This is a genomic window from Thalassotalea agariperforans (assembly GCF_053470345.1).
The window spans coordinates 36,015-55,904 of the sequence record NZ_JBQMWH010000016.1 but is presented as its reverse complement, the minus strand read 5'-3'; the positions used below and the strand labels follow the sequence as shown (position 1 = coordinate 55,904).

The 19,890-nt window shown below is 37.3% G+C and carries 19 protein-coding genes; 7 read left to right on the top strand and 12 right to left on the bottom strand.

What is annotated here, in order from left to right; genetic code table 11:
* Positions 1-20: 20 nt before the first annotated feature.
* The 3 genes from ACSLUO_RS15775 to ACSLUO_RS15765 form a co-directional block, all read right to left on the bottom strand.
* Positions 21-1,508 carry an alanine/glycine:cation symporter family protein gene (locus ACSLUO_RS15775; RefSeq protein WP_448249959.1) on the bottom strand — a complete coding sequence of 496 codons (1,488 nt, stop codon included), beginning with the start codon at positions 1,506-1,508 and terminating at the stop codon, positions 21-23.
* Positions 1,509-1,575: 67 nt separating this feature from the next.
* Positions 1,576-2,703, bottom strand: a complete 1,128-nt coding sequence (locus ACSLUO_RS15770; protein ID WP_448249957.1) for a M14 family metallopeptidase — start codon at positions 2,701-2,703, stop codon at positions 1,576-1,578.
* An 86-nt stretch (positions 2,704-2,789) separates the two neighbouring features.
* Positions 2,790-3,275 (bottom strand): TlpA disulfide reductase family protein, encoded by a 486-nt coding sequence (locus tag ACSLUO_RS15765; protein WP_448249955.1) that lies wholly within the window; start codon positions 3,273-3,275, stop codon positions 2,790-2,792.
* 159 nt (positions 3,276-3,434) lie between these two features.
* On the opposite strand from ACSLUO_RS15765, the gene ACSLUO_RS15760 reads away from it, so the two are divergent.
* Entirely contained in the window at positions 3,435-3,578 is a 144-nt protein-coding gene (locus ACSLUO_RS15760; protein WP_448249953.1) for a hypothetical protein, read from the top strand.
* Positions 3,579-3,691: 113 nt separating this feature from the next.
* On the opposite strand, the gene serS is transcribed toward ACSLUO_RS15760, so the two are convergent.
* The 5 genes from serS to ACSLUO_RS15735 form a co-directional block, all read right to left on the bottom strand.
* A complete protein-coding gene (gene serS, locus ACSLUO_RS15755; RefSeq protein ID WP_448249951.1) occupies positions 3,692-4,975 on the bottom strand; it encodes a serine--tRNA ligase in 1,284 nt (427 codons plus the stop codon).
* Positions 4,976-5,090: 115 nt separating this feature from the next.
* Positions 5,091-5,492, bottom strand: coding sequence for a fluoride efflux transporter CrcB (gene crcB, locus ACSLUO_RS15750; RefSeq protein WP_448249949.1), 402 nt, complete (start codon positions 5,490-5,492; stop codon positions 5,091-5,093).
* Positions 5,473-6,840, bottom strand: a complete 1,368-nt coding sequence (locus ACSLUO_RS15745; RefSeq protein WP_448249947.1) for a replication-associated recombination protein A — start codon at positions 6,838-6,840, stop codon at positions 5,473-5,475. The genes crcB and ACSLUO_RS15745 overlap by 20 nt, the downstream gene beginning before the upstream one ends.
* A complete protein-coding gene (gene lolA / locus ACSLUO_RS15740; protein WP_448249945.1) occupies positions 6,827-7,462 on the bottom strand; it encodes an outer membrane lipoprotein periplasmic chaperone LolA in 636 nt (211 codons plus the stop codon). Before lolA ends, ACSLUO_RS15745 begins: the two co-directional genes overlap by 14 nt.
* A 31-nt stretch (positions 7,463-7,493) precedes the next feature.
* A complete protein-coding gene (locus ACSLUO_RS15735) occupies positions 7,494-10,061 on the bottom strand; it encodes a DNA translocase FtsK (protein WP_448249943.1) in 2,568 nt (855 codons plus the stop codon).
* 222 nt (positions 10,062-10,283) lie between these two features.
* On the opposite strand from ACSLUO_RS15735, the gene ald reads away from it, so the two are divergent.
* The 6 genes from ald to ACSLUO_RS15705 all read left to right on the top strand — a co-directional run bounded on the left by ald (position 10,284) and on the right by ACSLUO_RS15705 (position 15,565).
* Positions 10,284-11,402, top strand: a complete 1,119-nt coding sequence (gene ald, locus ACSLUO_RS15730) for an alanine dehydrogenase (RefSeq protein ID WP_448249941.1) — start codon at positions 10,284-10,286, stop codon at positions 11,400-11,402.
* Positions 11,403-11,625: 223 nt separating this feature from the next.
* Positions 11,626-12,576, top strand: a complete 951-nt coding sequence (gene trxB, locus ACSLUO_RS15725; protein ID WP_448249940.1) for a thioredoxin-disulfide reductase — start codon at positions 11,626-11,628, stop codon at positions 12,574-12,576.
* Positions 12,577-12,603: 27 nt separating this feature from the next.
* On the top strand, positions 12,604-13,332 hold the full coding sequence (gene aat, locus ACSLUO_RS15720; RefSeq protein ID WP_448249939.1) for a leucyl/phenylalanyl-tRNA--protein transferase: 729 nt from the start codon (positions 12,604-12,606) through the stop codon (positions 13,330-13,332).
* Between the two features lie 48 nt (positions 13,333-13,380).
* Positions 13,381-14,082 carry an arginyltransferase gene (locus ACSLUO_RS15715; protein ID WP_448249937.1) on the top strand — a complete coding sequence of 234 codons (702 nt, stop codon included), beginning with the start codon at positions 13,381-13,383 and terminating at the stop codon, positions 14,080-14,082.
* 85 nt (positions 14,083-14,167) lie between these two features.
* Entirely contained in the window at positions 14,168-14,386 is a 219-nt protein-coding gene (gene infA / locus ACSLUO_RS15710; protein ID WP_011043571.1) for a translation initiation factor IF-1, read from the top strand.
* A gap of 780 nt (positions 14,387-15,166) precedes the next feature.
* Positions 15,167-15,565 (top strand): type II toxin-antitoxin system HicB family antitoxin, encoded by a 399-nt coding sequence (locus ACSLUO_RS15705; RefSeq protein WP_448249934.1) that lies wholly within the window; start codon positions 15,167-15,169, stop codon positions 15,563-15,565.
* Between the two features lie 119 nt (positions 15,566-15,684).
* Here ACSLUO_RS15705 and ACSLUO_RS15700 read toward each other — a convergent pair whose 3' ends face one another.
* The 4 genes from ACSLUO_RS15700 to bioF all read right to left on the bottom strand — a co-directional run bounded on the left by ACSLUO_RS15700 (position 15,685) and on the right by bioF (position 19,866).
* Complete coding sequence (locus tag ACSLUO_RS15700; RefSeq protein ID WP_448249932.1) at positions 15,685-16,959, bottom strand: O-acetylhomoserine aminocarboxypropyltransferase/cysteine synthase family protein; 1,275 nt, start codon at positions 16,957-16,959, stop codon at positions 15,685-15,687.
* Positions 16,960-17,190: 231 nt separating this feature from the next.
* On the bottom strand, positions 17,191-17,916 hold the full coding sequence (bioD, locus tag ACSLUO_RS15695) for a dethiobiotin synthase (RefSeq protein WP_448249931.1): 726 nt from the start codon (positions 17,914-17,916) through the stop codon (positions 17,191-17,193).
* Between the two features lie 16 nt (positions 17,917-17,932).
* Positions 17,933-18,718: a malonyl-ACP O-methyltransferase BioC gene (bioC, locus tag ACSLUO_RS15690; RefSeq protein WP_448249929.1), complete on the bottom strand. Its 786-nt coding sequence runs from the start codon at positions 18,716-18,718 to the stop codon at positions 17,933-17,935.
* Positions 18,718-19,866, bottom strand: coding sequence for an 8-amino-7-oxononanoate synthase (gene bioF, locus ACSLUO_RS15685; protein WP_448249927.1), 1,149 nt, complete (start codon positions 19,864-19,866; stop codon positions 18,718-18,720). Before bioF ends, bioC begins: the two co-directional genes overlap by 1 nt.
* Positions 19,867-19,890 lie beyond the last annotated feature (24 nt).

Genomic DNA, 19,890 nt, shown 5'->3' with positions numbered 1-19,890 from the left:
AGCTTTATCACTTCAGGTTTTTAGTTTTTATCTATACGATTTTGCCAAAAATCAGCGCCGTTAATGCCAAGTTTTTTCGGATCAAAGCTGTAATTATCAACTTTGGCATTTTTCTGACTTTCATAATCTCTTAAAGCAATAACCGCAGGTTTCGCAATAAAGAAAATAATGATAATGGCAATTATATTTAGCCAAGCCATTAAGCCAACACCAATATCCCCTAGTCCCCAAGCTAAATTGGCGTGTTTGATGGTGCCATAAAATACCGCCACCATGATCGCCACCTTCAAGAAAAAGGTTAATGACGGGATATTAAACGTACGCTGAATATAAGCGACATTATTTTCAGCAATGTAGTAATACGCTAATAAAGTGGTAAAAGAAAAGAAAAACAGCGCAAAAGCAATAAACGGTTTGCCAACACCTAGCAATACACTGTCAACGGCAATTTGTGTAAATGCGGGGCCATTCGGATCGGGGTTATCACTAAGGTGCTGGATTAAAAATTCATTAGGAATGGCACTGATAACATTATAAGAATCAGTTAATAAAATCATGATGGCAGTGGCAGTACAAATAAATAACGTATCAATATAAACTGAAAATGCTTGTACTAAACCTTGTTGTGCTGGGTGTTCAACTTCAGCGGCAGCGGCAGCATGAGGCCCCGTACCTTGTCCTGCTTCATTTGAATAAATCCCACGTTTTACGCCCCAACCTATTGCAGCACCAAATCCAGCCATAGGGGTGAAAGCATCAGAGAAAATAAGCACAAAAATATCAGCAACTTTATTAAGGTTTAAGGCAATAATAGCTAAGGCCACTAAAATATAAGCAAATGCCATAAACGGCACAACCACTTGGGTAAAATGTGCGATCCGTTTTACCCCACCAAAAATAATAAAACCTAATAAAATTACAATGGTGATCGCAGTAATAATTTTGGCAGAACTAAATTGTCCCATACCGGTGTTAACCATTTGGCCTGCACCAAAAGCAATTTCAATGGCATTCCCAATACTGTTTGATTGCACTGTTGGTAATAACATGCCACAAGCTAGAATAGTGGCCAAGGCAAATAACCAAGCATACCATTTTTGCCCCATGACCTTTTCAATATAATAAGCCGGCCCACCACGGTATTGACCATTAAATTCTTCTTTATAAATTTGCGCATTAGTCGATTCGATATAAGCAGTGGCAGCCCCTAAAAAAGCAACAACCCACATCCAAAAAACCGCTCCTGGGCCACCAAAACCAATTGCCGCAGCAACACCGGCAATATTACCCGTGCCCACTCGGCCGGATAATGACACCGCTAATGCCTGAAATGACGAAATACCTTTGGCTGAGCTTTTACCGTTTTTCAATAAATGCAACATTTCTCGAATATGGCGAACTTGGACAAAACGCGTAACTAGGCTAAAAAAGATACCGGCTCCTAAACACAGGTAGATCAGGGCTTGGCTCCAAATAATGCTATTGATTGAGTCGACGAGTGCTAACAAAGCATGCTCCTATTTTTTATTATAATTTTAGATATTAATATTGTTTCAATGGCTACTTGTTATCCTGTCATGTTAAATCAGCAACAACATGATGGATTGCGGTTAAGACATCTTTACCAAAAATGCGACTACGTTCATCAGACCAACCTACTTGTGGATCTGGTAACAAAAAGTTGTCTTTAAACGGCATTTCAATGGTATATGATAAACAGCTAAAATGCTCACCAACCCAATTAGCGGCAATAGTTAGGTTAGCTTGACCAGGTGGATTAACCGGATAGCCGTGTTCAACTTGAAATTCAGGTGTTACTGCCAGTAACATCGCTTTAAACTTTTGCCCTAGTTGTTGTTGTTTTTCACTATAAGATGGAACACCTTCACAACCGGCTAAAAAATTGTATGGGATAGCTTCATCACCATGAATATCAAGAAACATATCAACACCTGTGGCTAACATTTTTTCTCGCACAAAGAATACTTCGGGGCTATTTTCAAGTGATGGTGTTTGCCATTCACGATTTAAATTAATGCCTACTGCGTTAGTTCTTAAATGGCCACGGACACTACCATCAGGGTTCATGTTAGGTACAATATAAAATACCGCTTTATTTAATAAGCTTCGGGCAATGCCATCATCTTCATCAAATAAACGCTCCAACAAACCTTCAATAAACCATTGTGCCATAGTTTCACCAGGGTGTTGTCTAGCAGTAAGCCAAATAACCGGTTTGTTTTTATCATCTTCGCCAATTTTAAGTAATGAAATGTCACGACCATCAACAGTTTGACCTAACACTTGCAATTGGCATTGCTCGTTTAATTGTGCAGTGTGAATTAGATCTTGATGACGTTCATAACTATATGGTGCGAAATAAGCAAAGTAAGTTGTGTCAAATTCAGGCGTGAAATTTATCGTAAGTGTTTGACCATCAAAACTTGTTGGTACACGAAACCAATATTGACGATCGTAAGAAGCAACCGCTTGATAATCAGGCCAACCCTGCAAATAAGCTGATTGCCCTGCATTTACAAGGTTAATAACATGAGGCACATGTTGATTGTTATGCAGTTTAAAATGAAACCATTGAAAAAATTCTGAGTTATGGTCATTGTTTATTGCTAATTCAATATTTTCTGGCTGGTTGGCTTTAATAACGGTTATATTTCCGCTATCAAAATTGGCTGATATTTGCATATATCCATATTTATTTGTGTTAACTTGTTACCAGTTTACACAAAGCCAGTACAGATCAGAAGCGCTTTACACTCCCTGCTAAAAAATTAAAGAGTTCTTAGGTATAACCCTAATTCAGTACTATAACCAAGTGATTTTCCAATAATTTCATTGTCTTTATTCAACACGTAATAACTTGGATAAGCTGAAACTTTAAAGTCAGCTTTAACTTTATCGTTACCATATACTATCGGAAACGTTAATTGATGTTGCTTACTAAACTCAATGACTTCTTCTTGCTTGTTATAATCAAGTGCCACGGCAATCACATCAATATTTTCATTTTGTAAATAGATCGTTTGCAAGTTTTCAATACTAAGATGACAAATTTTACACCAAGGCGCAAAAAAATAGATAACGGTGGTTTTATCTTGTGCTGTGAGGCTAACAGTTTCAGCCATTAAACTGGTTAATTGATGCGGTGCTTTAGAGAGCAACTCATCATCAGCCAACATGCGGGTTTCACGAATAAATGACAAGAGGTTAAAAGCGATAATTAAAATAAGCGCATGTATCAAAATACGACGAAACACAGCATCACCTATGGAAAAAGTTATAATATTATCTGTAAAGACCTGACATTTACCAAAAGTATTCAAATAAAAAGTAAAAATCCGACATTTATTATTAGGGTCTGTTGAACTTTGTTTGTATTTTCAGCAATAGGCTATTTTAAGTGATAGCAAAGCAGAATGAGTGTTATTTGGTTATTCCAAATGAGTGAAATTCTAATGCAGCTAGCGCAAAAAATAGCCATTGCACTATGCACTATGCACTGTGGGCTGAGGCTAAAATCGCTTTACTCGGCGTTAAAAATTATTGGTTTAGATGACTAAACGACATAATTTCTGCCTTGATTAAAACGATTTTATCTCTCAGCTGAATTATTAAACAAAGATAAATAGCCCCTAAATATCGGACTTTATTAGAAAACGTTAATTACGCTTTATTAAGCCGTAATATGCGTTAAACCTTTCATGTATGGACGTAATACTTCAGGAATTTCAACACTACCATCTGCTTGTTGATAGTTTTCTAAAATGGCAACTAGCGTACGACCTACCGCTAAACCAGAACCGTTTAAGGTATGAAGTAATTCAGGCTTTTTCTCACCTTCGCGGCGGAAACGTGCTTGCATTCTACGTGCTTGGAAGTCACCCATGTTTGAACATGATGAAATTTCGCGGTAAGTATTCTGCGCTGGTAACCACACTTCAATATCAAAAGTTTTAGTAGCACTAAAGCCAATATCGCCAGTACATAACACGACTGTACGGAAAGGTAAGCCTAATTTTTCTAAAATTTTCTCTGCATGACCGGTTAACTCATCAAGCGCGGTAAATGACTCTTCCGGTTTAACTAATTGTACCATTTCAACTTTGTCGAATTGATGTTGACGAATTAAACCACGAATATCACGACCTGATGAACCCGCTTCACTACGGAAACATGGTGTATGCGCGACCATTTTTATCGGTAGTTGTGCGCCATCAACAATTTCATCGCGCACTAAGTTGGTTAGTGGAACTTCTGCCGTTGGGATCAAAGAAAAAGTTTTAGTACCTAAATCTGTATGAAATAAATCTTCACCAAATTTAGGTAATTGGCCAGTACCATACAAAGAGTCATGATTAACAATATAAGGCACATACATTTCTTGATAGCCATGCTCTTCTGAATGCACATCTAACATAAATTGTGATAACGCACGGTGTAACTTAGCTATTTGACCACGCATAACAACAAAACGTGTGCCCGTTAATTTAGCGCCCGCTTCAAAATCTAAGCCTTTGTTTAATGCTACAGCTACATCAACATGATCTTTAACTTCAAAGTCAAAAGTTCTTGGTGTGCCCCAGCGACGTACTTCTACGTTATCGTCTTCACTTTCGCCTGCGGGTACTGACTCATCCACTAAATTAGGGATTGTTGAAGCAATAGCTTCAATTTCTGCTAATACTTGGTTTTGTTCTTCTTTAGCAGCATCGAGTTGATCACCAAGTTCACTTACCGCATCTAATAACGGTTGTATATCTTCACCACGTGCTTTTGCTTGTCCAATGGATTTTGAACGCGAATTACGCTCACCTTGTAAATCTTGCGTTTTTACTTGAATAGCTTTGCGTTGCTCTTCTAAAGCAATAAGCTTGGCGGTATCTAACGTAAAGCCACGTTTGGCTAATTGTGTTGCCGTTTCTTCTATATCGTTTCTAAGTAATTTTGAATCAAGCATTTTTTATCACGTGTTATCTATGTCTATGGGTTAACGGGTTATCACGTAAGTTAATTAGGCAAACTTACGCGCTTCGAATTTTATAAATATGAATGTTGTTTTTGGTTGTAAGAGGTTATTTATTTAACATACTCACCATAAACATCCCTAAAGCGGCGGACATTATACACAAACCAACATTAAGAAAGATATTGCTTATTGCCTTAAATATCTCTCCTTGTTGCAATAACAACAAAGAGTCTAAAGAAAAAGTTGAAAAAGTAGTAAAAGCGCCTAAAAAGCCAATGCCGATTAATGAGCGATAAACACTCACTTCAATAACCCCTTGCTCAATTAGCGCATACAATACACCCATAATTAATGAGCCGGTAACATTGACCGTTAAGGTGGCGTACGGAAAGCCTTTGCCAAGCCAGTTAATCATCACTTGATAAACAAAAAAACGTAAACTTGCACCAAATGCGCCGCCTAAAGCCACCATAGAATAAAGAGTTAAGTTACTTATACCGCTGGTCATTACTTTGCCTATTAAGTTGTTGTAAATATGTTAGTTTATCTTGCAGTTGTTTCTCTAAGCCACGATCACTTGGGTGATATAATTGGGTATCGGCAATCGCTTCAGGTAAATAACATTCTCCGGCAGCATAGGCTCCAGGTTCATTATGAGCATATCGATACTCGGCACCATGCCCCATTGACTGAGTTAAACTGCTAGTCGCATTTTTTAAATGTAATGGAACATCCATGCCAGAAGTTGCTTTAGCTAGTGCTTTAGCATCAGAAAAAGCCATATAAACAGCATTGCTTTTGGGTGCTAAGGCCATATAAACCGCTGCTTGTGCGATTGCTCTTTCACCTTCGGATGGCCCTACTCGATGAAACGTATCCCAAGCATTTAAGCCTAATTGTAAAGCGCGTGGATCGGCATTACCGATATCTTCTGAGGCAATCGCGAGCAATCTTCGTGCAACATATAAAGGATCACCACCAGCGGTAATTATCCGTGCGTACCAGTATAAAGCCGCGTCTGGATCAGAGCCACGCACCGATTTATGAAAAGCACTGATCAGATCATAAAACGCATCACCACCTTTGTCGTACAAAGCAATTTTATCGCCAGCAACTTGCACAACTTGTTCAAAATAAATAGTTTTGCCTGCTTGTTGCTCCTTAACCTCAACTTCCGTCATATCTAGACAGTTTTCTAATAGGTTTAATAAGCGTCTGGCATCACCATCAGCTAATGCAATTAATTGCTGGCTAGCTTTTTGATCTAATGTAACCTGATAATTTTCTTGTGATTTTATATGTTCACAAGCACGATTCAGCACTTCTTGTAGATCATCTTCGGTTAATTTTTTTAGAGAATAAACCCGTGCTCTTGATAAGATCGCTTGGTTGAGTTCAAAGGCGGGGTTTTCAGTAGTTGCACCAATAAAAACAATGGTACCGTCTTCTATATGCGGTAAAAATGCATCTTGCTGGCTTTTATTAAAACGATGTACCTCATCAACAAATAAAACCGTTCTGCGTTGACGATGTATCGCGTTATTTTTAGCATTATCAATCGCTTGTCTGATTTCTTTGATGCCAGAGGTTACCGCCGATACCCGTTCAATTTCAGCATTTGCATGTTTAGCAATAATTTCAGCAAGCGTTGTTTTACCTGTACCGGGTGGTCCCCAAAAAATAAGCGAGTGGCAATGCCCTTGCTCAATTGCTTTAGCTAAAGGAGAGCCAGCTTTTAAAATATGTTGCTGGCCAATATACTCGGCTAAATTTTGCGGTCGTAAAATAGCCGCTAACGGCTGAAAAGCATGGGTTATTTGTTGATCGAATTCAAATGAACCGTTAACGTTGGTCATCTAAATACACACCTTCAGGTACGCTAAAGTTAAATAATTCACTACTAGGCACCGCTTGATAATTGTTATCTGTTAAAGTGATTTCACTTTTTTGGCCTGTAGCATCATGAATTAGCAAGCTTTCAATTTTTTCTCCTTGAAAACTAACCACTAAAGACTTTACTTGGCTTTGTTCATCAATCGATTGGATTTCATAAACATCTTGATTTTGTGAATTACTGTCTTGGTAATTGACCTGATATTTATTCCATACTTCAGCTGATTCATTAGTTAATAATAATATTGGGGTATTAACCACCGACTTTGCTAACGAAAAAGCACTGGCTTGTTCTATAAATGGGTCATATAACCATAAGGTAGTGCCATCAGAAACAATTAACGACTCTTCTGGTTCAAGAGTTTGCCAATGAACTTTGTTGGGCTTACTCACTACAATTGTGCCTGAGCCTTGTTGAATAAGCTTGTTGTCGTTATCAAATACTTGTTGGCTAAAATTTGCCGAGAAATGGTGGATGTTTTGAAGCTTCGCCATTAAGGATTTTTTTGCGGCAACACCATCTGCACTTGCAAAAAAGCAAACAGGTAAGGTTAATAACAATACTGAACGAGATAATAAACGCATAAACTTCCTAAACGTTATGTAAAAAAATTAATTAATCGAAATTTTTAACGGGTGGTGGTGCTAGTACTTCACGAGCACCGTTAGAGCCCGGTCGACTAACCACTCCCTGTGCTTCCATATCTTCAACAATACGAGCTGAGCGGTTATAGCCAATTCTAAATTTACGTTGAATACTTGAAATAGAGACACGACGCGTTTCAGTTACAAAGGCTAAAGCTTCATCATATAAAGTATCAACTTCATTTTCTGCATCAGCTTCGGCTTGCTCACCGGGTAATAAAATATCACCCTCACCTTCGCCTGTTAAAATTTCGTCAAGGTAATCAGGTTCAGCGCGCATTTTCCAATCATCAACAACAGCATGCACTTCGTGATCATCAACAAAAGCACCATGAACACGAATAGGTACAGCTTCACCTGGGGCTAAATAAAACATATCACCCATACCTAATAATTGTTCTGCACCTTGTTGATCTAAAATAATGCGTGATTCAATCCGAGATTGTACTCTTAACGCCATCCGCGTTGGAATATTCGCTTTGATCAAACCAGTAATAACATCAGCTGATGGGCGTTGTGTTGCTAGAATAAGGTGGATACCGGCGGCACGTGCTTTTTGCGCAATACGCGCAATCAGCTCTTCAACTTTTTTACCAACAATCATCATCATATCGGCAAATTCATCAACGATAATAACAATCGACGGTAACTTTTCTAAAACCGGAGGCTGTGTTTCCATACTCTGGGTGATATCCCATAGTGGATCAACAATCGGTTCCCCGTTGGCGGCCGCTTTAGTCACTTTTTCGTTATAGCCTTTTAAATTACGAACACCAAGCTTTGACATTAATTGATAACGGCGCTCCATTTCACCAACACACCAACGTAGCGCATTAGCCGCTTCTTTCATGTCGGTTACAACCGGTGATAACAAGTGTGGGATGCCCTCGTACACAGATAACTCAACTTGTTTTGGATCTATCATGATCATACGAACATCAGCTGGCGATGATTTATATAAAATACTGACAATCATGGTATTAATCGCTACAGATTTACCTGAGCCAGTAGTACCAGCCACTAATAAATGTGGCATTTTAGCTAAATCGGTAATAACTGGGTCGCCAGAAATATCACTGCCTATTGCCATTGTTAATGGTGATTTAGATTGCATAAATTTAGTGTTTGATAACACTGAGGCAAAAAATACTGTCTCTCGGTGTTTATTCGGTAATTCAATGCCAATAACTGACTTACCTTCAATAACTTCAACCACACGAACACTTTTAGCAGACAGTGAACGTGCTAAATCCGATGACAAACCAGTAATTTTACTGGCTTTAATACCTGGGGCTAAATCTAATTCAAAACGGGTAATTACCGGGCCTGGGTAAACCCCGACCACTTCAACTTTAACGCCATACTCCAGTAACTTTTCTTCTACTAAACGGCTAACTTGCTCTAGCTCTTCTTGTGTAATTGGGTTTTCTGTTTTGTTGGGGCGATCTAATAATTCTAATGACGGTAAAGTATTCGTTAAGTCAGTTGAATTATTGCTTACAGGCGCATTAGGTTTAGTTTTAATCGCAATAGGTTCAACATGTTCAAAAGCCGCATTAATTTCTTCGTTGCTGACATGCTCTTGCACATTAACTTTTAATTCACCTTCAATTAAATCATCAATGGCAACAAAGGGTTCGTGAAAGTCATCGCCCATATCATCAAGGGCTGAAAAGTTAATTGAAACATTATCATCGTCGAGGCTGTCATCAACCGTTGGCTGATGCATATGTTCAAAAGCTTCTCTTACCTGCTCTTCATCATCAGCAATAGTTTGTTGCTTAGTGCTGGCATTTAATGACTTAGTTTCTTCAACCTCGGCAGCCGTTTCTTCCGTTAAGTTCGCGGTTTTAGTGCTGATGTTTTTATTGGCTGATTTCACGTTAATTTCACGTGTACCAAATTTACTTTTAATTATATGAGGTAAAAGCGCTAACTGCTGAACCGCCTTAATGGTATACATTCCAATAAGATCAATAATTAATAATAATGAAATGCCGGTTAATAAAACAAAACCAACAAAAACAAACATCAAATAAATAAGTGTGGTGCCAACAAAAGACAAATATGGGATCAAACTTTGGCTTAAAAAGTCTCCAATAATGCCACCAGCAGAAAAGTAGAAAATATCGTCAAAATTCATGCTGGCAATAGCAGATATACCAATATATAACATGATAAAGCCAACAATTTTTAAACCTAAGGTTAGATAATCAATTTGCATTAAACGATAAAAACGCTGAAACAAAAGCCAACCGGTTAAGGCAATCGCAAATGGTAAGCTATAAGCAACGATCCCAAAGAGGTTTAGTAGTAAATCAGATAAATATGCCCCTACTGAGCCGCCTAAGTTTTTTACCGGCGTTTGATAACCCGTTTGTGCCCAGCCAGGATCGGCTTGATCAAAACTGAATAATGCTACCATGATAAACATAGCAACAATTGAGCTAACAAGTAGCCCAGCTTCTAAAAGGCGTTGAACACCATTAAGTTTGGGAGATTCTGGTGATATTTCTGAAGACGACAAAGTGGTTACCATTTATATAAAAAAGGGAGAATATTTATTAACTGGCATAAAATAACAAACAATTCGCCTTGAGTGAATGAAATAACGATTATTTATTGTCACAAAATCTTATTTTGACGGTATTTTACCCATAATTTTTTGATCATTTGCCGTTAGTACAAGTATTTCTTAAATTTTGCAGCTAAATTGATTAGCCCGCCTATAATTAGGTTAGTTAAGATAAAAGGACTATTTATGATCATAGGTGTTCCAAAAGAAACTAAAATTCAAGAGCATAGAGTAGGTTTAACACCAACCAGTGTCAGAGAGTTAATTACCTTTAATCATCAAATTCTTGTGGAAACTAATGCTGGGTTAGGTATTGGCTTTAGTGATCAAGATTATCAAGCCGCTGGCGCGACTATTGTCCATCAAGCTTGTGATATTTTCGCCCAAGCTGAATTTATTGTTAAGGTGAAAGAGCCTAATTTAGACGAATGTTTACTGCTCAAACCGGGGCAAATTTTATTTACCTATTTACATCTCGCCCCTAATTTAACCTTAACTAAAGCCTTAATGACAAGCCAAGCAGTATGTTTAGCTTATGAAACTGTCAGTGATAATAATGGTGGTTTACCCTTGTTGGCTCCTATGTCGGCTGTTGCCGGTAGAATGGCCATTCAAGCCGGAGCTCAAGCTTTGGAAAAAGTGAATCATGGTGCCGGTATTTTATTAGGTGGCGTGCCTGGTGTTGCTGCTGCCAATGTAGTGATCATTGGTGGTGGCATTGTAGGCACTAATGCCGCGAGTATGGCAATAGGTTTAGGGGCAGATGTTACGGTGTTAGATAGAAATATTAATTCTTTAAAACGGCTTGAAGATTTACTCGGTCATCAGGTACAAACCATATACTCAACGACTGAAGCGATTGACTATTACGTTACCAAAGCCGACTTAGTAATTGGCTCTGTGCTTATCCCTGGCGCAGCTGCGCCCAAATTAGTGAATAAATCTCATATTCAGCGCATGAAAAAAGGCTCGGCAATTGTCGATGTTGCCATTGACCAAGGTGGCTGTTTTGAAACGTCTAAGCCTACCACTCATGCTGACCCAACTTACCTAGTTGATGGCGTTGTGCATTATTGTGTTGCCAATATGCCAGGAGCCGTTCCTAAAACAGCAACTATGGCATTAAATAACGCAACCTTGCCATTTATTATTGAAATAGCAAATAAAGGTTACCAACAGGCATTATTAGAAAATGTAAATTTATTGAAAGGCTTGAATGTGTTTGACGGTCAAATTACGAACCAACAAGTAGCTGAGCATTTATCGTTAGAATATGTTGATGCCGGTATTGCCCTATTAAATTAATTTTAATGATTGATTTCAGAGCATAAATCGCTCAGTTATCAGTCATAATATTTATGTTTATTTTCAAACAAGTGATTAAATAATATTTACTAGGCAGTAATCATCTATGGCAAACGATTAAATTATATAAAAACCAATTTACCTACTTGAGTTTATTACATAGAATCACAATCAATATATCAAGACATTGATATTTCATCAGACATTTTCAACGGAGTTATACATGAGCGAAGCAAGACATTGCCAATTATTAATTTTAGGCTCAGGCCCTGCAGGGTATACAGCGGCAGTTTACGCAGCACGCGCAAACCTTAAACCAGTAATGATCACAGGTATGCAACAAGGTGGTCAATTAACCACAACAACTGAAGTTGAAAACTGGCCTGGTGATGCTGATGACTTAACCGGTCCGGCATTAATGGAACGTATGCAAAAGCATGCAGAAAAATTTGATACTGAAATCATCTTTGATCATATTGATGAAGTTGATTTAAAAACTCGCCCTTTTAAACTCAAAGGTGGCAGTGGTGAATATACTTGCGATGCTCTTATTATTTGTACTGGTGCATCTGCTCAATATTTAGGCTTGCCGTCTGAAGAAGCATTTATGGGTAAAGGTGTTTCAGCTTGTGCAACTTGTGACGGTTTTTTCTATCGTAATCAAAAAGTTGCTGTTGTTGGTGGTGGTAATACTGCTGTTGAAGAAGCACTTTATTTATCAAACATTGCTTCTGAAGTACATTTAATTCATCGTCGTGATACTTTCCGCTCAGAAAAAATATTAACTGACCGCTTAATGGAAAAAGTTAAAAACGGCAATATTGTTTTACATACCGATCGTACCTTAGATGAAGTATTAGGTGACAATATGGGCGTAACTGGCGTTCGTGTTAAAGATACTAAATCTGATGCAACTGAAGAAATTGCGGTTATGGGCTGTTTTATTGCTATTGGCCATAAACCGAATACCGATATTTTCAAAGGTCAACTAGATATGAAAGATGGTTACTTAACCATTCAAAGCGGTACGGCTGGTAATGCAACACAAACAAGCATTGAAGGTGTTTTTGCGGCGGGTGATGTTGCTGATCACATTTATCGTCAAGCGATCACTTCAGCCGGTGCGGGTTGTATGGCAGCTTTAGATGCTGAGCGTTATTTAGACGCTAAATAAGTTCAATAGTAACTAGGCATTTAATTTATGAGTCGGATCATTTATCAACTTAATGACAATGATCTGACTTTTCCCTCCCCTGATCTTGCTCTTAAAGATCCCAATGGTTTACTTGCCTTTGATGGTGATTTATCAATCCCTCGTTTAATTAATGCTTACCATGATGGTATTTTTCCTTGGTACAGTGATGGCGAGCCGATCATGTGGTGGAGCCCAGATCCCCGAGCAATCATTCCTATTGACAACATAGTGATCAACAAAACTTTAAAAAAAGTATTAAAACGTGACACCTTTCGAGTGACTATCAACCATGCTTTTGAAGAAGTTATTGATTATTGTGCTGACGCGCCGTTTCGAAAACAAGAAGCCACTTGGATTGTTGATGATATGCAGCAAGCCTATATTAATTTACATCAGCAAGGTTATGCCCACTCAATTGAAGTTTGGCAAGAACAAACCTTAGTTGGTGGTTTATACGGTGTTGCTATCAACGGATTTTTCTCCGGCGAGTCAATGTTTTATACACAAAGCAATGCATCAAAAGTCGCATTAGTTGCTTTAGCAAGCTTACTTAAATCAATCGGCGTAAAATTTATTGATTGCCAGCTGATAAACCCTTTTCTTGCTTCTATGGGCTGCATTGAAGTATCACGAGCACAGTTCATTCAACAAAAACAGCACAGTTTAACTATTTTGCCAAATCAAGATTTTTGGCAACCAAGGATGATTAATCTAAGCCACTTGAATGCGCAATAAGACGTTGGAAACTTTTATCTCCAAGCTATTCTCATATATGATTAAGTTATGAATGAAAATTTAAAGTTCGGTATTACTGGTAACTTCGACTGTAATTATCTACCTGAGCAAAAAGAACGATTATTAGTTGCCGTTGATGAACGTTTACATAACAGTCAGCATTATTCATGGCTTATGCATGAAGGCTTTCGTCGTAGCGGCGATCAAATATATCGGCCACATTGTTTGCAATGCCATGCTTGCCAATCATTACGGGTATTAGCACAAGAGTTTATACCTTCTAAAAGCCAAAAACGCTTATTGAAGAAAAATCAGCATTTTGAGGTTAAATTTTCTGACAGCATTCAAGATAACTATTATCCGTTATACGAAAACTACATTAATACCTTACATAGTGACGGTTCAATGTATCCGGCTAATTATCAGCAGTATGCAAGTTTTATTACTTGTAATATTACCAAACAACTTTTTATGGAAGTTTGGGATCAAGATAAATTAATTTCAGTTGCCGTAACTGATGACTTAGCCGATGCATTATCAGCGGTATACACTTTTTATGATCCGAGCTATCGTAAATCGGGTTTAGGTGTTTTTTCTATTTTAAAACAAATAGAGCAAACTCAAATTTTAAACAGAAAATATCTTTATTTAGGTTACCAAATTGATGCTTGTCAGAAGATGAATTACAAAGACAGATATTACCCACATCAAAAATTAGTCGACAATAAGTGGAAAACGACAAATAAATAACCGCTTAGCCTTTACATTGGCCGTTGATTTGGGCATGATCTGCGCAGCTAAAATTAAACGTACAATAATAGAGGTTAACCGCCCAATGGCGAAAGAAGAAAATATTGAAATGCAAGGTACAGTTTTAGATACTCTACCTAACACTATGTTCCGTGTTGAACTTGAAAATGGCCACGTTGTAACTGCTCATATTTCAGGTAAAATGCGCAAAAATTACATCCGAATTCTAACTGGCGATAAAGTGACAGTAGAATTAACACCTTACGATTTATCGAAAGGTCGCATTATTTTCCGCGCACGTTAATTACAAAAGATTTTATTCATAAGTTGATCATGTCATGATTATTAATTTATGAGATGTTATTAAGCCAGCAAATTGCTGGCTTTTTTGTCACTAAATTTTATTTCCCGTTCTCATTTCTCATTAGGGTCTATTGATTTTTGTTTTATCTCTCAGCTGAATTATTAAACAAAGATCAACAGACCCTAAACTAAACCACAAAAAATACCGCATTATTAGCCAGCGCAATTTCATCAAAAATTACTCTTCAAACTTTGATTTATTTCTTAGCTAATACGCGTTAATTTAAATTTAGTTAACACTGCAAGTTTTAATTAACGAGTCAGAAAATTAAATAATCATTAAATTTTCAGTTCATATTCTAAAGTTAAATTAGCCCAGTAACGCCCTTTTTTTACAGCTTCAATTTTAAATATTTCCTAACTCAACACAAATTTTTACCACTATTGATAAGCCCTAGCTAACCACTCAAGTATCTAAAACATGAGTATAAGGTTTATTTCACTATCAATAACCACCTTAAAATAACAACTCTAACAACCCTAAATTATTTTCAATTAGCTCAACTACCTAGCTAAACCATACTAACCATTTTAAAAGATTGAAAATATAAGTAAGCGTTCACACAAAACATAAACGGAGTTATCAGAGCCCTTTATTTATGACAACAAGGGTTATTGGGGTTGTTTTTATTCGGGTATACAGGGTTGTTGGAGTTATTATGGCATTTACATTTAGGGTTGTTAGGGTTATTATGATTTTGTGTTTTGACAGGAGTAAATAATGAAATACCCAATACTTTTTAGCCCGCTAGAGAATGAAAATAGTTATCAAGTTAGCGTGCCTGATTTACCCGGTTGCCAAGTAAAAAGTCGTTCGTTATCGGTGGGCTTTGATGAGATAAAAATAGCAATTGAAGATCACCTAACCATTTTGGCTGAATATGGTGAAGCGATCCCCAATGGAAAAAATATTGATGAACACCAGTTAAATTTTAAAAATGGTGTCTGGGCAATTATTGAAATAGACATCACCCCCTATTTAGGACGAAGTCATAAAATTAATGTCACCTTGCCGGAGTTGTTAATTAAACAAATTGATGATCGGGTGAGTAAATCACATGAGCATAAAACCAGATCAGGTTTTATCGCTGCCGCTTGTTTGAGTTTATTGCAAAAATAAATTGATGATTTTAGCTGGGTTTATTTCTTAAATGATTTTGAAATTAAGCTTATTGAACAACATAAATAAAAAAGCCAACGATAATCTCGTTGGCTTTTTAAAAACGTTTACTGGTTAACTTATGATACTTTATCTAACGCCTGACTAACATCAGCAATAATATCATCGATATTTTCAATCCCTACCGATATTCTTACTAGGTCTTCACTAACACCTGCTTTTGCAAGTTCCTCTGGGTTTAATTGTCTATGTGTTGTAGTAGCAGGATGACATGCTAAAGATTTAGCATCACCAATATTCACCAATCTCAAAATCATCTGTAAGGCATCAATAAATTGACCGCCAGCAACTAAGCCACCTTTTACACCAAAACTTAAAATACCAGAGGCTTTACCGCCTGATACTTTTTGGCAAACATCATAATATGGGCTGCTAGGTAAAGCGGCATAATTTACCCAAGTAATTTTTTCATGACTCGTTAAAAATGCTGCTAATTTTTCAGCATTTTCACAATGTCTTTCCATGCGTAAACCTAACGTTTCTAACCCTTGTAAGATTTGAAAAGCATTCATAGGTGAAATAGCCGCACCGGTATTTCTTAGTGGTACTACTCGACAACGACCAATGTAAGCTGCCGGTCCTAATGCTTCTGTATAGACAACGCCATGATATGACGGATCAGGTTCATTCAATACTGGAAAACGTGCTTTATTGGCAACCCAATCAAATTTACCTGAGTCGATGATCATGCCACCAATAGAAGTACCATGACCTCCGATATATTTTGTTAATGAATGAACAACAATGTCAGCACCTAATTCAAAAGGACGACATAAATAAGGTGTTGCCACTGTATTATCAACAATTACCGGAACACCATGTTTATGCGCTATTTCAGATAATCGTTTAATATCAACTATGTTACCGGCAGGGTTACCAATGGATTCACAAAAAATCGCTTTGGTGTTGGCATCAATCGCTTTTTCAAAACCGTCGAAATCATCGTGTGATAACAATCGAGTTTCAATTCCTTGTTTAGGCAAGGTATGGGCAAACAAGTTATAAGTACCACCGTATAATTGGCTAGTACTAATAATGTTATCACCCACTTCGCAAATACATTGAATAGCATAAGTGATCGCAGCCATGCCAGAAGCTACAGCTAAACCGCCAATCCCACCTTCCATCGCAGTTAAACGCTGCTCTAAAACATCGGTTGTCGGATTCATTATTCGAGTATAAATATTGCCAGCCACTTTTAGATCAAAAAGATCAGCACCATGCTGAGTATTATCAAAAGTATACGAAGTGGTTTGGTAAATAGGTACCGCAGCAGCTTTAGTGGTTGCTTCCGAGCTATAGCCGTGATGAAGTGCTAGAGATTCTAATTTCATTTTTACTTCCCTAAATTTTAAATGGTAAATACCTATTTAATGTAAAGGTTAAGTAATATCGTTGGCAAGACAAGTATGAAGAAATGTGAATTAAAATAAATGAACTTGATGGAAAAAGTGTAAAAACTTATTACAGCTTTCATACTGCTTAAAAAATACTTCAGCGACTATTTGAAAATTTAGTATAACAAAGTATCAGTCAACAGCGCTTTATTAGTCAGTTAGGCTCAGTTAAGTTAAATGTTCTAAAAGCATAGCTGTAGCTTGCTCTAAATCATCATGCTGGTTGATGGTAGCTAAACAAGGAATTGGTAATATAGCCGTCAATTCAGCAATATTTTCAGCTAAATATGGCATGTTTTCCTGATTATTTGCGATCCAAGCAACACAATTTAAGCCATCGGCAATAATACTTTGGTAAGTTAACACCGCGTGATTTAAACACCCCAGCTTCATATTAACCACTAAGATCACTTTCGGCTTTAGGGCTTTGACAATATCAGATAAAAAATGGCCATTACCTAAAGGTAAGCGCCAGCCGCCAGCACCTTCAATAATATTAATATCACCATTAAGCTGATGATAACCTGCAACAATTTTATCTTGGTCAATAACCGTATTATGTTTTAACGCTGCAATATGCGGTGCGATCGGCTCTTCAAAAGCTATCGGATTAACCGCTTGATACGGTTGCTGACAATTACTCGCCTGTTGTAGTAACAATGCATCTTCATTAACCAGTTGGGATGGTGCATTCCGATCTTCGCTGATCTGACTTAATTCACAACCGGCGGCGATCGGTTTATACACCGCCACTTTAAAGCCTTTTTTAACTAAACTTTTTGTTAAACCAACAGCGATATAAGTTTTACCGGCATCGGTATCGGTAGCCGTAATAAATAAATGTTGTGGTTGTGTCAATGTCACATTTGACGATGCTGGTGTTGTTTTAGCCATGAATTTTATTATTGTTTTAATCGTTTAATTTTACTAACAAGCCAGAAAAAACTTTATAAGTTGCCGGATAAATGCCACTTGGCTCTAAAAAATCTTCGTAAGCAGTCATCATTTTTTGCCATTTATCTTTACCGGCTAAACCTTTATTTAGTTTATTTGGTACTTGATTGGCTCCTAAGCCTTTTAATTCTCGCGCTAAATGCAAAACATTTTCGTATTCTAAAACAATGTCTTGGCTATTTTGTTTAATCAAGCGTGATTGATTTGTATTAAAAGTATGTTCTAGTTGAGCTTCGCTTAAAAAGTCGATGACATGTTTATCATTGTCTACTTGCGCCCAAGATGACTTTAATTCAAATAAAGTGCCTTGGCTAAGGGTTGAAAAAACAAATAATCCGCCAGGTTTTAATACCCTTAATATCTCTTGCACTGCCACATCTAATGGCTGGCACCATTGGATCATCAAGTTAGAATATATTAAATCAATGCTATTGCTTTGAAAGGGTAAACTATTAGCATTACCTGCTAACCAAGTAATATCATGCTCGCGATTCGCCTTGGCAAAATTTAACATTTCTTGTGAAATATCAACACCAAATACCTGTTGAAATTTCCCTGCTAAAATCTCAGTAAAAAAACCGGTACCTGAGCCAAGATCAACCACGGTTAAATCGTTTCTATTTGGTAAATATGGCATCAAATGTTTGCCGCTATAACGTTGTAAACGCGCGGATGTGTCATAAGAATTTGATGCAGCACCAAATGAACGGGCTATTTTTATCTGTTGTGCAGAATGCGGCACTAGTTTAAAACCTTATTTAAAGCTAAGGCTAATCCTTTGATATCATTATCATTATGATCAGCACAAATAGTAACGCGTAACCTAGAGCTATTTCTAGGTACGGTTGGTGGACGTATCGCTGTTAACCAATAGCCCTGTTCTTTCATCTTTTTGGCAATATTTAATGTTTTATTTTCATCACCAATAACTAACGCATGTATCGATGATTGGGTTGGTAAAACCTCAAGGTCACAATCGAGTAATTCAATAAATAATGCACTCAATTGTTGAATTTTTTCACGCCGCCAATGATCTTTTTTTATTAATTCAATACTAGCATTTGTTGCCATCGCAAGTGCTGGAGACATTGCCGTTGTGTAAATATAATGCCGACAAAAGTTAAGCAAATACTCTTTTAATTCGGCAGAACAAGCGATAAATGCGCCAGAGGTGGCTACCGCTTTACCAAAGGTAGCCATAACAATATCAATATCCTTGCTACCACAATAACTTGCACTGCCTTGCCCTTGCTCACCAACCACACCAATGCTATGTGCATCATCTAAATATAGCCAAGATTGATATTTTTGAGCTAAATTTATTAAATCATGCACCGGTGCCTGATCACCATCCATACTAAATACACCTTCCGATACAATAAGCTTATTTTGACTGCTTGATTTAGCTAATAATTGCTCAAGTTGCTGAAGGTCATTATGTAAAAATCGGCGTGTTTGTGCTGAACTGGTTAATGCACCATCAATTAATGAAGCATGGCTTAATTTATCCAGAAAAAATTGGCTATCACTTGTAGCTAACGCTTGTAAAACACCACTATTAGCGGAAAAACCACTGGTGAATAATAAACAACTTTCTTTATTAAGCCACTGACAAATATTATCTTCTAATACTTGATGTGCTTTATGATAACCAGTGATCAAATTAGAGCCGGTCGCGCATAGACCATAAGTGTCTATGCCCTGTTGAAATGCGGCTAATAATTCTGGGTGCTGATTTAGGCCTAAATAATCATTCGATGAAAAGTTAATATAGGCTTTGCCATCAACAAGAATATTTTGACCTGATATTTTTTCCAAACAAAAGCGCTGACGATAACGCGCCAGCTCAGTTTGTTGTTGTAATTGCGCAGCAATATGCTCAAAGGCCATGGTAATTATCGTTTATAAAGCAAT